Source organism: Neobacillus sp. DY30 (assembly GCF_030123065.1).
Taxonomy (GTDB): Bacteria; Bacillota; Bacilli; order Bacillales; family Cytobacillaceae; genus Neobacillus.
Window position 1 is genome coordinate 1,984,968 of record NZ_CP126093.1, and the last position, 16,634, is coordinate 2,001,601.

The 16,634-nt window shown below is 36.4% G+C and carries 12 protein-coding genes; 11 read left to right on the forward strand and 1 reads right to left on the reverse strand.

Going from position 1 to position 16,634, the window contains the following annotated elements:
• The first annotated feature begins 4 nt into the window (after positions 1–4).
• Positions 5–2,290: a DUF4962 domain-containing protein gene (locus QNH29_RS09720; protein WP_283864587.1), complete on the forward strand. Its 2,286-nt coding sequence runs from the start codon at positions 5–7 to the stop codon at positions 2,288–2,290.
• A gap of 21 nt (positions 2,291–2,311) precedes the next feature.
• Positions 2,312–2,626: a cupin domain-containing protein gene (locus tag QNH29_RS09725; protein WP_283864588.1), complete on the forward strand. Its 315-nt coding sequence runs from the start codon at positions 2,312–2,314 to the stop codon at positions 2,624–2,626.
• 78 nt (positions 2,627–2,704) lie between these two features.
• Here QNH29_RS09725 and QNH29_RS09730 read toward each other — a convergent pair whose 3' ends face one another.
• On the reverse strand, positions 2,705–2,839 hold the full coding sequence (locus tag QNH29_RS09730) for a hypothetical protein (protein ID WP_283864589.1): 135 nt from the start codon (positions 2,837–2,839) through the stop codon (positions 2,705–2,707).
• Between the two features lie 300 nt (positions 2,840–3,139).
• Between QNH29_RS09730 and QNH29_RS09735 the strand changes: the two genes are divergently transcribed.
• The 9 genes from QNH29_RS09735 (at position 3,140) to glpK (ending at position 16,499) form a co-directional block, all read left to right on the forward strand.
• The gene (locus QNH29_RS09735; protein WP_283864590.1) at positions 3,140–4,099 is read left to right on the forward strand and encodes a LacI family DNA-binding transcriptional regulator; all 960 of its coding nucleotides are present in this window, start codon (positions 3,140–3,142) and stop codon (positions 4,097–4,099) included.
• A gap of 41 nt (positions 4,100–4,140) precedes the next feature.
• Positions 4,141–4,920 carry a Cof-type HAD-IIB family hydrolase gene (locus QNH29_RS09740; RefSeq protein WP_283864591.1) on the forward strand — a complete coding sequence of 260 codons (780 nt, stop codon included), beginning with the start codon at positions 4,141–4,143 and terminating at the stop codon, positions 4,918–4,920.
• A gap of 189 nt (positions 4,921–5,109) precedes the next feature.
• Positions 5,110–6,861 (forward strand): cache domain-containing sensor histidine kinase, encoded by a 1,752-nt coding sequence (locus QNH29_RS09745; protein WP_283864592.1) that lies wholly within the window; start codon positions 5,110–5,112, stop codon positions 6,859–6,861.
• Positions 6,836–8,389: a response regulator gene (locus tag QNH29_RS09750; RefSeq protein ID WP_283864593.1), complete on the forward strand. Its 1,554-nt coding sequence runs from the start codon at positions 6,836–6,838 to the stop codon at positions 8,387–8,389. The genes QNH29_RS09745 and QNH29_RS09750 overlap by 26 nt, the downstream gene beginning before the upstream one ends.
• Positions 8,390–8,689: 300 nt before the next feature.
• On the forward strand, positions 8,690–10,219 hold the full coding sequence (locus tag QNH29_RS09755) for an MFS transporter (protein WP_283864594.1): 1,530 nt from the start codon (positions 8,690–8,692) through the stop codon (positions 10,217–10,219).
• Positions 10,220–10,258: 39 nt separating this feature from the next.
• Positions 10,259–12,667, forward strand: coding sequence for a glycoside hydrolase family 31 protein (locus QNH29_RS09760; protein ID WP_283864595.1), 2,409 nt, complete (start codon positions 10,259–10,261; stop codon positions 12,665–12,667).
• Between the two features lie 154 nt (positions 12,668–12,821).
• Positions 12,822–14,180: an ABC transporter substrate-binding protein gene (locus QNH29_RS09765; protein ID WP_283864596.1), complete on the forward strand. Its 1,359-nt coding sequence runs from the start codon at positions 12,822–12,824 to the stop codon at positions 14,178–14,180.
• 85 nt (positions 14,181–14,265) lie between these two features.
• Positions 14,266–14,811 carry a glycerol-3-phosphate responsive antiterminator gene (locus QNH29_RS09770; RefSeq protein WP_283864597.1) on the forward strand — a complete coding sequence of 182 codons (546 nt, stop codon included), beginning with the start codon at positions 14,266–14,268 and terminating at the stop codon, positions 14,809–14,811.
• 197 nt (positions 14,812–15,008) lie between these two features.
• On the forward strand, positions 15,009–16,499 hold the full coding sequence (glpK, locus tag QNH29_RS09775) for a glycerol kinase GlpK (RefSeq protein WP_283864598.1): 1,491 nt from the start codon (positions 15,009–15,011) through the stop codon (positions 16,497–16,499).
• Positions 16,500–16,634 lie beyond the last annotated feature (135 nt).

Here is a 16,634-nt window from a genome sequence, read left to right on the forward strand (position 1 = left end):
GCAAATGCAATCAATCTATCAACCAGTAAGTGGTATATTAGATGTAAAGTATGCGCCGGATGAGACGACAGAATTAATCGAGAATCCGCCCCGGTTTACCTGGCTGCCCGTACAATTAGAGAATGACCAATACTGCTTGCAGATTTCAAAAAATGAAGATTTCTCACCCGAACAAACTGAAACGATTCAACCTGTTCCCTTTAATTTTTATACACCTAGCACCGCAATGGAACCTGGTACCTATTATTGGCGGTATGCGTTATTAGACACTGTGGAGCAAAATTGGAGTGAAGCAAGGAAGTTCAACATCCCTGATAATCTCCCGGATACTGCTATTCCAAGCAGAGATGAGCGATACCAGGAAGTGAGTCTTGCACACCCAAGGTTATGGTTATCTCCTAATCAAGTGGAGACATTTAAAGTGAACATTAAAGAAAATCCGCAGCACTGCAATTGGAGTAATTTTTACGAAAAGTCGGTTAAACCATGGCTTACTCGTGAGTTAATGCTGGAACCAAGCCCGTATCCGGAAAATAAGCGAGTAATCAAGCTGTGGAGACAAATGTACATGGATTGCCAGGAAACACTATATGCTATTCGACATTTAAGTGTTGCAGGTGTCATCCTCGAAGATGAAACGATTCTCAATCGAGCAAAGGAATGGCTGATTCATGTGGCGAATTGGGATACAGAGGGCACAACTTCAAGAGATTACAATGATGAATGTGCGTTCCGTATCGCAGCTGCGTTAGCCTGGGGATATGATTGGCTTTTTCAACACCTGTCAGATGAAGAAAAAGGTCTTGTTCGACATTCCCTGCTAAGAAGAACGGAACAAGTAGCCTATCATGTGATCAAACGTTCCAAAATCCACCAGGTTCCATATGACAGCCATGCTGTCCGTTCCCTGTCTTCTGTCCTTATTCCTTGTTCCATTGCCTTATTGGATGATGCTCCAGAAGCACAGGAATGGCTGGATTATACAATCGAATATTACGCATGTCTCTACACGCCATGGGGAGGTAAAGATGGCGGATGGGCAGAAGGCGGTATGTACTGGACCACCGGGATGGCATATCTGATTGATGCGTTAAATCTATTAAAGAATTATATGAGTCTTGATTTTTACAAGCGACCGTTTTTCCAGAAAACCGGAGACTTCCCATTATATTGTTATAGTCAGGATACCCGCCGTGCGAGCTTTGGCGACCAATCCAATCTGGGAGAACGCCCGGGTTTGAAGACCGCTTTTAATATCCGTCAATTTGCCGGGATTACCGGAAATGGCTGGTATCAATGGTATTATGAGCAGGTAAAAGCATGGGACAAGGATGCCGATCAAAAGTTCTTCAACTATGGCTGGTGGGACTTTCAGTTTGATGAAATGCTTTATCTTCACGATTTCCCTGAAGTTCAAGCCGTACCACCAGCAGATGTTGAGCAAGTTAAATGGTTTAAGGATGTTGGCTGGGTAGCCTTCCACGATAAAATGGACCAGCCCGATGAGCATATTATGCTGTTAACGAAGAGTAGTCCGTACGGGTCGCTGAGTCATAGTCATGGGGATCAGAATAGTTTTGTCCTTCATGCATTTGGCGAACCGCTCGTAGTGCGTTCTGGACATTATGTTGGCTTTAACAGTACGATGCATAAAAAATGGAGAAGGCAGACACAATCTCATAATACTTTGCTAATCGATGGTGTTGGACAATATGCTGAATCCAATAAAATTCTTAATAAGCAGGCAAATGGTGAAGTGTTGGGAGTGGTATCAACGGATGAATATAGCTATGTTAGAGAGGATGCCACCAACGCATACAAAGAATATGTACCGTATTTAAATAAATTTGAGAGAGAAATCTACTTCGTGAATCAATCGTACTTTGTTATTGTTGATTCCGTTGAATTGGAACAGCCAGGCAGTGTCAACTGGCTTCTGCATTCCTTACACCAAATGAAAATCGAGGATCAGGTGTTTAAAATCGAGGGAGAAAAAGCCGATTTAGAAGGTCGGTTTATCTATAGTTCTTCGGGAGAACTGTCATTAGATCAGAATAATGACTATAAGGATGTCGACCCAGCAGAAGTGGAAGGCTTGCCAAGAGAATGGCATTTGCAGGCCACAACAAAAAAAGCAAAAGGGCACCGAATTGTTACCCTGTTAACTCCGAACCGCAAAGGAGAAAAGAAATACGTTTCGTACTTTATGGATGATCAGGACCACGGAGTACATCTCTATTTAACAGAAAACGGGAAAACATTCCGCGTGGAAGTTGCTAAAGCCTATTAAAAAGAGAACAGGAGGTACTAAATGAGTATTCAGTTGAATTGGGAAGCGGCAGAACCAGGTGTGAAAAGAAAAATTTTCCCGCCAGGAGATAGTATTATGATGATGGAAGTTCATTTTGAGAAGGGGGCAGAAGGCTATGAACATAGCCATCCCCACGAACAGCTGACTTATTGTTTAAGAGGAAAATTTGAATTTACAATTGAAGGTGAAAAGCATATTGTCGGACCTGGAGAAACGATCTTTATTCCAGGTGGAGCAAAGCACGGTGCAAAGGCTTTAGAAGCAGGCGCTATCATTGATACGTTCACACCACTTAGAAATGATCTGTTAAAATGATAATTGAATTAAATAAAAATGCTCACAAAAATTGTTAAATCAATGTTTGTGAGCATTTTTTTGTAAAAAGGATTACTATTACTTATTTTTACCTTTGCTTTCTCCCTTGTTCCCTTGACCATAACGCATATGGCCGGAATCACCTTCACCTTTTTCATTAGACTTTTTTCCGCCTAAACTTGCATTCGGATAGCTTTTTGTATTCTCATCCATTTAATTCACCTCCAAAACTATATTCTCTTCTATTTTTTAAAAATTATGTTTTCGATTTCGAGTCACACCTAATTGTTGCATTTGACATGAAACGCGTTTCATCATTTACACTGAAAAAAATAACAGAAAGTGAGGAGAAAATAGAAAAATTAGAACCCATTCAATCCTTTGAAGACTATTTTGTCGATTCTACTGAAAAAAACTTATATAATTAATCAAAATCAATATTCTGTATCTCTGCTAAAAAAACGGGTATTATACAACCAAAACAACTTTTTTCGAAATAATAAGGTGAAAAACATGGCAAATATAAAAGACCTGGCTGAAATGGCAGGAGTATCCAAAACCACTGTTTCCCGTGTATTAAATAATCACCCATATGTTAGTGAAGAAAAGAAGAATGCTGTTTTAAAGGCTATTCAATCGACCAATTATCAAAAAAACATAAATGCAGTTCATTTAAGCAAGGGAAAAACACAGTTGATGGGGGTGGTCCTGCCATTCTCCGATCATCCATATTTTGCGCAGTTATTAAAGGGAATAGCAAAACAAGCATTGAACCATAACTATAAATTAGTCTTATTTCAAACAGACTATATGGAAAGCAGGGAAAGAGAAGCTTTACAAATGTTAAAACAAAAACAGATTGATTCACTCATTATTTGTTCAAGAGCATGTGAGTTATCTGTTATTGAAGAGCATTTGCATTTTGGACAAATTGTATTATGTGAAGTTAATAAAGGGAAGAGGTTATCAACCACTTATGTTGACCACTATAAAATCTTTTTTCGTGCTTTAGAATATCTGTACCATAAAGGTCATAGAAAAATCGGGTATTGTATAGGCAGAAAAACAGGAACAAATAGCGTTTATCGGGAGAAAGCATATAGGGATTTTATTACGAAATATAATTTACTTTTCCAGCCCGATTACATTATTGATGAGTGCCTCTATTTTGAAGACGGTGAAAGTGTCATCAAACAATTAAAAGGAATGGATACACCGCCATCTGCATTATTGGTGACGAACGATCAAGTTGCAGCCGGAATCGTTACCTATTGTAAAAACCAGAATATATCTGTTCCAGATGAACTTGCCATTATTGGTTTCGATAATCAACCCATTGCGAAAATGATGAATATTACTACAATCGAAATTCCACTTGAAGAGATGGGGAAAAACCTTTTCCTGCAAGCAGTAAAAAGTGATATCTTAAATAAGGAAATACCGGTAAAACTCATCGAAAGAGGAACAGCTTAAACATTTTCACTAAAAAAATCAATTGAAAGTTGGAAGCAATAATGAAACAGAGAAGTATGATATTCTTTGACATAGATGGAACTTTGCTCACACATGACAAAGAATTGCCTCAATCAACCAAAGAATCAATTTTTAAATTAAAGGAACTTGGACATGAAGTAGCAATTGCAACCGGACGAGCTCCTTTTATGTTTGAGGATTTGCGAAAAGAATTGGATATAAACACCTATGTTAGTTACAATGGTCAATACGTTGTGTATAAGGGTGATGTCCTGTTTACAAATCCATTAAAGATTTCATCTCTTGAAAAGTTAACAGCAGCAGCTCTTCAAAACAATCATCCTGTAGTCTTTATGGACCATGAGGATATGAGGGCGAATGTTCCTGAACATGCTTACATTAAGGAAAGTATTGATACCTTAAAAATTAACGTATTTCCTACCCATGACCCGCATTATTACAAAGGAAGGGAGCTTTTTCAAACTCTTCTTTTTTGTCCAGAAGGTGAAGAAAAACAATATGAACAGGTGTATTCTGACTTTGATTTTGTGAGATGGCATCCAGTTTCAGTGGACATACTACCAAGTGGAGGATCAAAAGCTAAAGGCATAGAAAAGATAGTCGAAGCTCTAGATATTCCCAAGGAACGACAATATGCCTTTGGAGACGGACTAAATGATATGGAAATGCTCTCAGCTATACATAATAGTGTGGCAATGGGAAATGCAGAAGAAAGTGTAAAGGCAGTCGCAAAATATGTTACAAAATCAGTAGAAGACAATGGGATTACTCATGGACTTCAAATGGTTGGCTTGTTATAACTTAATATGGATTACCGGTAACAAGACCCAAGTGAATGATCACACTTGGGTCTTGTTTTGTTCCTGTTTTTAGCAGATTAACAAAGTAACTTATCTATTTGAATGAATTTTGTTATATTAAGATAAATATGTTATGGAAAGCAACGGTGCACGAATATGATGTTTAAACGTTTCTTAAAATTTCGCCATTTGAAAAATCAATTGTTATTTCAGAATGCCCTTAGCATCAGCCTAATAATTGGGTTGACTGCAATGATTACCTATAGTATTGCTATAAAAATCCAGATTAATGAGGCAATTCGATACAATACTGTAATGGTCATGCAAATAAGTAAGAGTATAGATAATATGGTGGAATCCTTTAATCGTGTGATGGATGGTGTAACTTTCAACAATGATGTACAAGAAATATTGCCAGAGGCATACGAAAATAGTAAAGAAAAAAATTTCTTAAATAAAAACTTATTATCCAAAATAACAGATGAAACTGTCATGTTCAATGAAGTTGATCTTGTTTATCTTTATGACACTGAAGGTTTAAGAGTCAATTTAAGAAGAAGTGTTAATAACAATAACTATGAATTCTTTAATACATTACGTCCCGAGATTTATGATCCAAGTGGAAAAGTCACTTGGAGCGTTGAGAAGTCTGTAATTACAGCGAATCGAACAATCTACGATATACACTCTTATCAAATGAAAGTCATTGGTTATCTAACAATGTCTATGGATAGCGCATATTTACAGGAGCGGATTCAGAAATTTGATCCGACTGAAGAAAGACATATTATTATTTTAGATAAAGAGAATAATGTGGTTATCTCTAATTCAAATGACAAGGAATTAAATGCGGTTACATCATGGCTGTCAAACTCATCTAAACATTTAGCTAATTCCGATACATTAATAGAAATCCCGGATTCTGGGAAAATGATTATAAACAATTATCAATCCGAATTAACAGGGTGGAAAATCATTTCTTTAATAAGTTTGAATGAGATTTCGGAAGGCCCTGAACTTATTGGTAAGACCATCTTTTTAATAGGCATAGTAGCAATCATTATTGGTATCATTATTATTTGGATAAGTACGAATTATATTGTTAGACCTTTAAATAAATTAAGTTTGGTAATGGATGAGGTTGAGAAAGATAACTTCAATGTTCGGCTTCAAATCGACCGTTCGGATGAGCTTGGAAGAGTTGGCGAAAGCTTTAATAGGATGATGAGTAAGATTAACAACTTGATTTCGGACATCTATCAGAAGGATATAAATGAAAAAGACGCACAGCTAAGAGCACTTCGAGCCCAGATAAATCCACATTTTCTCTATAATACTCTAGACACAATCAATTGGATGGCACAGTTTGGGAAATCGGATGAAGTTAGTAAAATGACAACCTCTTTAAGCAGGCTTCTGAAAAAAAGCATTACGAATAATGGGGAATTCATTAGACTTGAAGAAGAGATTAATTATATTGATGATTATATGACGATTCAAAAAATTAGGTTTCAAGACCGAATTCATTACTCTGTCAACGTTGATCCCGATGCTAAAAATTGCTTAGTTCCAAAACTGATTCTGCAGCCAATTGTTGAAAATGCCATGATTCATGGAATAGAAAAGAAAATTGGTATCGGATATATATTTATCAATGGGAAAATTAAAAATAACAAATTGCACATTGAAGTTTTAGATAATGGAGTAGGTATGGATGAAAATACAGTCGCCTCTCTTTCTGAGGGTAGATATGTAAGTCTGGATGAAAACAGAGGAACAGGAAATGGGATATTAAATGTTCAAAATCGGATTCAATTATTATTTGGTGATGATAATGGTTTAAAGATTGAAAGTAATATTAACATCGGAACCTCGTTTGAGCTGACTTTACCTATACGAAGGGAGGGGAGTCTAAATGTTGAGAGTACTCATAATAGATGATGAACCCTTTATTAGTAAAGGGTTATCTGAAAAAATCGATTGGCCAGCCCTTGGCTGCGAAATTTGTGGGATGGCTTCGAATGGTTACGAAGGAAAAGAACTAATTAATAAACTTAAGCCAGATATCGTTGTGTCTGATATTGTTATGCCGGGACATACAGGCCTGGAATTGGCGGAATTCGTTCATCACAATCATAAAGATATCCTAATGATTCTCTTGTCAGGTTATGATGAGTTTACATTTGCCAAAGAAGCCTTTAAATATGGTGTTTTTGATTATTTACTTAAACCAACAGTCGTAGAAGAAGTAATGGCTGTAATTAAAAATGCGGTAAATACGATAGAACAAAAAAGAAATAAAGAGAAAAACTATGAATACTTGGAAAATGCTCTTCAAGAGAGCAAACCCATTATAGAACAATCATTATTATATGAAATGACAGTTAAGGGGATAGTACCGACACAAAATATAAAACAAAGTATAAATCTTACACCTGGAAAAGGTGCTGTGATAACAATAGAAATGTATAGTGATACGCAAAATAGCACATCCTTTGATTCTATTTCAAAATCCATCAAGGACTTATTACTATCAAAAAATAAGGAAGTAAGATTTGTAACGCATGATCAACAACTTTTGGTAATACCCTCATTCTCACTATTAATGCCGGATAAAGTGGTTGAAACACGATTAAAAGATATTGCTGAAAATATATTGGGTGATATTTCTTTTGAGGATCGCACCCATGTTTCAATTGGTATTGGGGGAATGTTTACTTCTATCAACACCTTACACTCCTCTTACTTACAATCAATCACAGCATTATCACGGAGTTATTTTGTTGGGAAAGGTAAAATTCATATTTATACTGAACCTAGCACCAAACATTATAATAATAATTTCTCTGCAAACTTATCGAGCTTTATTGAAAAGTTTGAGGAATGGGAACTTGAGAAGATTCTGCTTGAAATTGAGGAACTATTCAAGGAGCTAAAATACACATTTAATAGACAGTTAGTATTAAATCTTTGCTTAGAGTTATTAATTAAACTTGGGTTAGTCGTTGCAAAATGGGATAAAAATTTTTCAATGACCGTTGGATATGAACAACTTGAACGCTGTAAAACCTTTGATCAACTGCTTGAATTTATGAAGCAAACCTGTGTGAAGGTAAAAAATCATCTTTACGAAACAATGAATAAAAATAACATAGGTGTAGTTGAGCAGGCAAAACGAATTATTGAACAAGAATATGGTAATCCAAATCTAAATGCACAGTTTATTGCAGAACAACTTGATGTTAGTGTTAGTTATTTAAGCCGGACCTTTAAAAGGGATACCGGGGAAAATCTTAGTAATTTCTTAACCGAAAAACGAATTCAGGAGGCACAAAAACTTTTAACTTCTACTGATTTAAAAGCAAATGAAGTCTCATTAATGGTTGGATTTCTTGATTCAAGATATTTTGGACAGGTTTTTAAAAAAATTATGAAAACTACTCCTTCTGAATATAAAAAAATCAGATGAATGATAAACAAGCAGTTAAAATTTAAATCTTTCTCCCTCATGGCCGTATCACATGAAATTCATGTGATACGGCTTTTTTAATCTAAGGTAGTCAATATTTTCAACAACTACTTCAAAAAATTCAACCTTTTTCTCCTATAACTGTAAGGTAAAATGAAAAACAAGAAAGCACTTTCAACTGCTTTTGTAAGGGGTTGCAATCAGAGGAGGATATAAAAAAGACACCCATCCACTAGCTCACTGGGCTGGTAACTGGGAGAGCCGGCCGTTAAATTTTATAAGGAGAGAGAAGGGGATTGTATGACAACTATCAAGAAAAAGATTACCATACCTAGAGCTATTGGTTATGGGTTAACGGACATAATGGGCGGCGGTGCTTTCACCGTTATTGCTGCTTGGTTAATGTACTACTATACGACATTTGTGGGTTTGACTCCTGTTGAGGGTGCCTCGATTATTGCTATTGCTCGTATAGTGGATGCGATCGTGAGCTTAGCTATCGGCAGTGTTACAGATAACTTCTATAAATTTAAATTGGGAAGAAAGTTTGGCAGACGCCGTTTCTTTCTATTAATTGGTTCGCCTCTAATGGTCACCTATGTACTGCTCTGGTTTACAGGAATGAATTATTGGTACTATCTATTAAGCTATTTGTTATTTGAAATCGTTATGGCATTAGTATTGATTCCATGGGAAACGCTGCCATCCGAAATGACAAAGGATTTTAATGAAAGAACGAAATTATCCACAGCAAGAATGTTCATGTCGGGTACAGGTGTATTTTTAGCCACATTTGTTCCTGCACGTTTAATCGCTTACTTTGGTGAAGATAATGCGTATGCTTATTTTATCAATGCTGTATTTTTTGCCATCCTTTTTGCAATCTGTATCTTTATCTCTTATAAAGTAACATGGGAAAACAAGCTTACACCTGAAGAAGAAAAGGAATTCATCGCACAATCCAAAAAATCTAAAAGTTTTGGTGAAACACTTCGTGGTATTGGAACCGTTTTAAAGGAATATGGAACTACTCTAAAAATAAAAAGCTTTCGAAAACATTTAGCAATTTATTTATTATCGTTTACTGCGAAAGACGTATTTAATGCCGTTTTTGTTTATTTCTGTGTGTTTGCCCTAAGCATTTCATCATCACTTGCTGCAGACTTACTATCACTCAGTATCATTGGGGTGCCTATTATGCTGGTAGCTGGTTTCTTAATGATAAAAGTGGGCCCAGGTAATTTGTATAAAATCTCCTATTCCATGATGCTTATCTGTTTGGGAGCGTTTTATGCAGTCTATTTAACTAAGCCGGATTCAATGGTGGTTATGCTGTTTGTGATTGCTGCTTTTTATCAGGTTGGCAGAGCAATTTTAGACTTTACACCGTGGAATGTATTCCCTTTCATTCCGGATATTGACGAGATTGTAACGAGACAAAGACGAGAAGGATTATTTGCAGCCGTTATGACATTCGCTAGAAAAACGTCTGTTGCATTGGCTACGATGGTTGTGGGACTTGTATTGCAATGGGGCGGTTTTATTGCAGGAGAAAAAACACAAACAGCAGAGGCAGTTCATACCATCGTCTATACTATGGTGATTGGCGCTTCAGTACTTCTTGTTGCAGCATTACTAGTTGTGTTTACCTTTAAATTAAATAAACATACTCATAAAATATTAGTCGATGAAATTGATAGATTAAAAAATAATGGTTCGAAGCTTAAAGTCGATCCGAAAACAAAAGAAGTAGTTGAAAATCTTACTGGATTTAAGTATGAGGATATTTGGAAGGACAATAACACTGAAACTAAAATAAAATCTGCTTGAGTTAAATAAGCTCTCGAGAAAGCGTAAGGTGAAAAGATTATGTCAATTCGTGAAAAATACATGTTCAAGTTTGTTAATGAAGACAATAATTGTTTAGTGTTTAAATTAGAGCATAGTGATATTTTTGCTAGAGTATTTGTTTTAGAAAATGATATTTTGCGTGTTTTGATGACAGAGGGTGAAAAGCTATCGCTGCCGCAAACTTGGTTAGTGGCACCGGGGATGGATGACGTCCCGATGGAAGGCAGAGACCGATTGGATCTTAGTCCATTTAGTCTGCCAGACTATGTTTCGTATGAAAAAGAAGAAGTATTTTATCTTGAAACATCATCATTAAAAGTTGAAATTAATCTAAATGGATTCAATATACATTGGTATTATAAGGATTCCGAAACATCAGATTGTATTCATTTAATGAATGACAGAAAAACACAAGCCTATAATTTTGATGGTTCATTAGGTGATGGAATATTCCATTATATCGAGCGGACGAGAGAAGAAAGCTATTACGGTTTAGGGGAAAAGGCGGGCGACACCAATCGCTATGGTAAGCGCTATCGTATGATGAATCTTGATCCAATGGGATACGATGCTCAAAATACCGACCCATTATACAAACATATCCCGTTTTATATTACCCGAAATGATAAGACAAATATTTCATTTGGAATATTTTACGATAATATGTCAAAAGCAGTATTTGATATGGGAAATGAGATGGATAATTATCATGGCTGGTATCGCTATTTCCAATCAGATGCCGGAGATTTAGATTACTATATCATTGCTGGTCCTGAAGTAAAGGATGTTGTAAAAAGATACACATGGTTAACCGGGAAACCGATTTTTCAGCCAAAATGGAGCCTGGGCTATTCGGGATCTACGATGACATATACAGATTTACCGAAATCCCAAGAAAGATTAAATGAATTCCTGCAATTATGTGAAGAACATGACATTATTTGTGATTCGTTCCAATTATCATCAGGCTATACGTCTATTGGGGATAAACGTTATGTATTTAATTGGAATAGAGATAAGTTTCCAGACCCAAAAGGGTTCACAGACGGATATCATGAAAAGAATGTCCATCTTTGTGCGAACATCAAACCTTGCTTGTTAAAAGACCATCCATTATTTGAAGAATTAGAAGATAAAGGGATGTTTATTAAATCGAAAGATGGCAAAACGGCTGAAATGGCACAGTTTTGGGATGAAGTTGGAGCCTATTTGGATTTTACAAATAAAGAAACGTATATATGGTGGAAACAAAAGGTAACGGAAGCATTACTGGAATATGGTATTGATTCTACATGGAATGATAACAATGAGTTTGAAATTTGGACAAAAAATGTACGAAGCAATGGATTCGGGCAAGAGGTAGATTTTGAACTTGTACGTGCCTTACAGCCATTATTAATGATGAAGGCTTCCTATGAAGCACAAAAGGAATTTTCACCAAAAGTAAGACCATATTTAATTTCACGTTCCGGCAGTCCAGGAATGCAGCGATATGTTCAAACATGGACAGGTGATAATTATACGAGCTGGAAAACCGTTAAATACAACATTAAGATGGCCATTGGTTTAAGCTTATCAGGTGTATATAATATTGGTCATGATATCGGCGGATTTTCCGGTCCAGCTCCGTCACCGGAATTATTTGTCCGCTGGGTGCAAAATGGAATTTTCTATCCTAGGTTTACCATTCATTCATGGAATGACGATCAAACTGTCAATGTTCCGTGGATGTATGAAGAAACAGCAGGCCATATAAGGGATTTAATTAAGTTTAGACACAGATTAACTCCATATTTGTATACTTTGTTATACAATGCTCACGATCAGTATGAGCCTATCATTAAACCAACATTCTACGAGTTTGGTCACGATAAAAAGACATTTGATGAATGTGATGATTTTATGTTAGGTGATTCCATTCTAGTGACATCTGTGGTGGAAGAAGGAGCTGCTGAGCGAACAGTCTATTTACCAGTGTACGATGGCGGTTGGTATGATTATCATACATCAGCCTGGTATGAAGGTGGACAAACTGTAACGATTCCTGCACCATTAACGTATGCACCGTTCCTTGTAAAAGGAGGCAGTATCATTCCAGTGAATGATGCAGACTGTTCATTTCTAACAAAAACAAACGATGAACGGGGATTTGAGCTGTTCCCACACCAACAAACAGGTACATCAGATTATGTATTGTTCGAGGATGACGGGATCTCTTCAAATTATCAAGAAAATCATACTAAACTGCATGTTCACATGGAAACAACAAGTGATCGAATAGAAGTGTCTTTGGAAAAAGAAGGGATCTTCGAGTTGTCATATAAGCAAATTACATTCCATTTGCCAAAGGGTGAAACAAGGGAGTTAGTGGTGAACGGACAGCCTTTACAACAAACGGATAATGGAAGTTTTGTTTACTATCTATAAAATTTAAAGGATTTTCTCCCTGATTAGTCAAATAGACCCTATAGGATAGATATACATAAAAAGTCTAACTATAGGGTATTTTTTTTGTATAATGGATTGGGATTTAAGTTTTTCACATCCCAAATGAGCATTATAGAAAGGGAAATATCATCCTATGAAACAATCATTGAAAACGATTTCTACTTTTTTTATAACATTGATACTTTTATTAATAATATCAGCATGTGCTAACAACCCAAGTCCAAAAGAAAAAATCGAATCAGACAATACAAAGAAAGTTACCTTGGATTTCCTTTGGTTTAGTGACGGTGTAGAGGGAAAGGTAATGAAAGAGATTATCAAGGATTATCAAGCCAAAAATCAAAATGTTGAAATAAATTTAATAGAAGTGGCTTATCAAGATTTAAATACAAAATTAAAAAGAATGATTGCAGGAGGGGAACCTCCAGCTTTAGCACGTATAACAGATACTGGGAATTTTGCTGATTTTGCATTAGATCTTACACCATATGTTGGGGGAGCGGAAGAATTTACTTCTCAATTTCTCCCAGCAATTAAACCTTATTATGTAAAAGGGAGTAAGATAATTGCAGCACCTATGGATGTTACGGCTAACTGCATCATTTATAACAAAACATTGTTTATTAAAGCAGGAGTACAAGTTCCGCAAACCCCCGACGAAGTTTGGACCTGGGATGAATTTGTCGAAGCTCTTAAAACAGTAAAAGAAAAAGGCGGGGCAAAACACGGGCTGTTAGTTGATTTTACACCCCGAAGATACTCAACATTAGTTTATCAATTTGGCGGAAGCCTCATGACAGAAGATGGTTCTGCACCAGCAATCAATAATGAAAATGGTGTAGCAGCTTTAGATTATTTTATCAAGCTTCATAAAGATGCGATTATTCCTGAATCTGTTTGGTTAGGCGTGGAAGATCCCATTAAACTTTTCCGCTCAGGACAGGCTGCTGCTCACCTATCTGGAAACTGGATATTAAGCAACTATAGCGATATTGAGAATTTTGAGTGGGGGGTAACATACCTTCCTAAAAAAGAGATTCGTTCTTCTGTACCGGGAGGAAAATATATCATGGGCTTCAAAAATACTGAGGTAGAAGACGAAACAGCTGATTTTATAGAATATTTAGCATCAAAAAAAGTGAATGCTGAATTTAATCAAGAGTCTCTGTTGTTAAGTTCAAGATTAGATAACAATGAATTAAACTACGAATTTGGCAAAGAGATGTTTAAAATATTTTCAAATGAATTAGAAAACACTCCACTTATTGCAGCCGAAGATTGGCGAAATCAAGAGGTCATTTCCCAGGTTTCCTCTCATATGAGAGACTCAATAATGAAAGCTCTAAATGGGGAAGTAACCTCACAAGAAGCAATGAATGCTGTAGCAGAAAAAATTAAAGAAGCGATTGAGGGAAGTCATACTATTCAGAATGAATATAGAGATGATTTGCCTGATAACCTTCAATCATCAAACCTTTTAGCTAGTTATTGAAAAAGTTGAGTCATAGACACATTTTCACTTTTGATATGTTTTATAACCTATAAATAATAAGAAAAGAGAGGAAAGGATTAATGTTATGAACCAGAAAATCATCCCTGCCTCTTCTAATATGAAGGAATTCGAATCCTTTTTGAGAAGTCCTTACGAGATTGGTGTATTTCTAGATATGCATATTGCTCAGTTAAAAAATATTAATAGTATGGCTAAGGAAAAAGGGAAGAAAATGATTTACCATGTGGACCTAATCCACGGTATAAAAAATGATGATTATGCTACAGAGTATATTTGTCAAGAATTCAAGCCGTTCGGCTTAATTTCAACTAAATCTAGTGTGATTCAAAAGGCAAAGCAAAAAGGTGTAATTGCGGTACAAAGAATTTTCCTAATCGATAGTCATGCTCTTGAAAAAAGCTATAAATTAATAGCAAAAACCCAGCCAGATTACATTGAAGTCCTGCCTGGGGCAATGCCGAAGATTATTTCAGAAGTTAAGGAGAGTGTAGGAATACCCATTTTGGCTGGAGGGTTAATTCGAAATACTGAAGATGTAAATGCGGCGCTAATGGCAGGAGCTACAGCGATCACCACTTCAAAACGAGAGTTATGGGAGGGTTTTTTTTAAAACATATTAACAACATACTCATGTTAAAAAAGTTGTTGACATGGGTTTTAGTAGAATTGTATACTTTCCTCAACAAGTTAACAGTATGTGACGGAGAGTAGGAGATTCACGCAGAGACCCATTTTGTGGTTAATTCTGTTTGGTGAATCTCCTTTTTTATATTCATTATAAGATGTTATTTTGGGAGGAAATTAATAATGGAGAAATATATTTTATCTATAGACCAGGGGACAACTAGTTCACGTGCAATTATTTTTAATAAAAATGGGGAAATTGTTCATTCTGCACAAAAAGAAATCACGCAATACTTTCCTAAGCCAGGCTGGGTCGAACACAATCCTAATGAAATCTGGGGCTCCATTCTTTCGGTTGTTGCCGAAGTTCTATCAGAATCCGAAATTAAACCTGAACAAATTGCAGGTATAGGAATTACAAACCAACGCGAAACAGCTATAGTCTGGGACAAGGAAACAGGCCATCCAGTTTATAATGCCATTGTTTGGCAATCAAGACAAACAACGGAGATTTGTGAAGAGTTAAAAGAAAAAGGTTATCATGACCTATTTCGTAATAAAACTGGACTGTTAATTGATCCTTACTTTTCAGGAACAAAGGTAAAATGGATCCTCGATCATGTGGAAGGGGCACGTGAAAAAGCGGATCAAGGAAAATTATTATTTGGTACTGTTGATACTTGGCTTGTTTGGAAACTATCCGGCGGCCGTGCACATGTAACCGATTATTCTAATGCTTCACGTACCTTAATGTTCAACATTTATGAATTAAAATGGGATGATGAATTATTGGGTATTTTAGGTGTGCCTTATTCTATGCTGCCAGAGGTTAGACCATCATCAGAAATTTATGGGAAAACGGTTGATTATCACTTTTTTGGGAACGAGATTCCAATATCAGGAGTTGCCGGTGACCAGCAGGCCGCATTGTTCGGACAAGCGTGCTTTGAAGAAGGAATGGCAAAAAACACCTATGGTACTGGCTGCTTTATGTTAAAGAATACGGGTGAGAATGCTGTTCGCTCAGGGCATGGATTATTAACTACTATAGCATGGGGACTGAATGGGAAAGTAGAATATGCGCTCGAGGGAAGTATTTTTGTGGCGGGTTCTGCCATCCAGTGGCTTCGTGATGGGTTAAGAATGTTTAAAGATGCAAAGGATAGTGAAGCATATGCAGCAAAAGTCGATTCCAACGATGGTGTCTATGTGGTTCCAGCATTTGTTGGCTTAGGAACTCCTTATTGGGATAGTGAAGTAAAAGGTGCCGTTTTTGGTTTAACACGGGGTTCAACAAAGGAACATTTTATTCGTGCTACATTAGAATCACTTGCATACCAAACAAAAGATGTAATAGCTGCCATGGAAGCTGATTCGGGAATTGAACTAAAAACACTTCGTGTTGATGGCGGGGCGGTGAAAAATAACTTCATCATGGAGTTCCAAAGTGATATTTTAAATGTTCCAGTAGAAAGACCAGTTGTAAATGAAACTACAGCATTAGGTGCCGCATATTTAGCAGGACTTGCTGTCGGCTTCTGGGAAAGCCAAGAGGAAATTGCCAAGCAATGGGCGGTTGACCGAACCTTCTTACCAAAGTTGTCGGAAGAAAATCGAAATAAATTATATGATGGTTGGAAAAAAGCAGTAAAAGCGACTATGGCTTTTAAATAATTATTTTCAAGTTCCTTACTTAATGTTATACTAAAGGCAAGTTAATACATGGCAGGAGAAGTCGGAGAGACCACAAAAACATTATCAATAATGATAATGTCTTTTGTGGTCTCTTTTTATTTCATCTGAAAAATA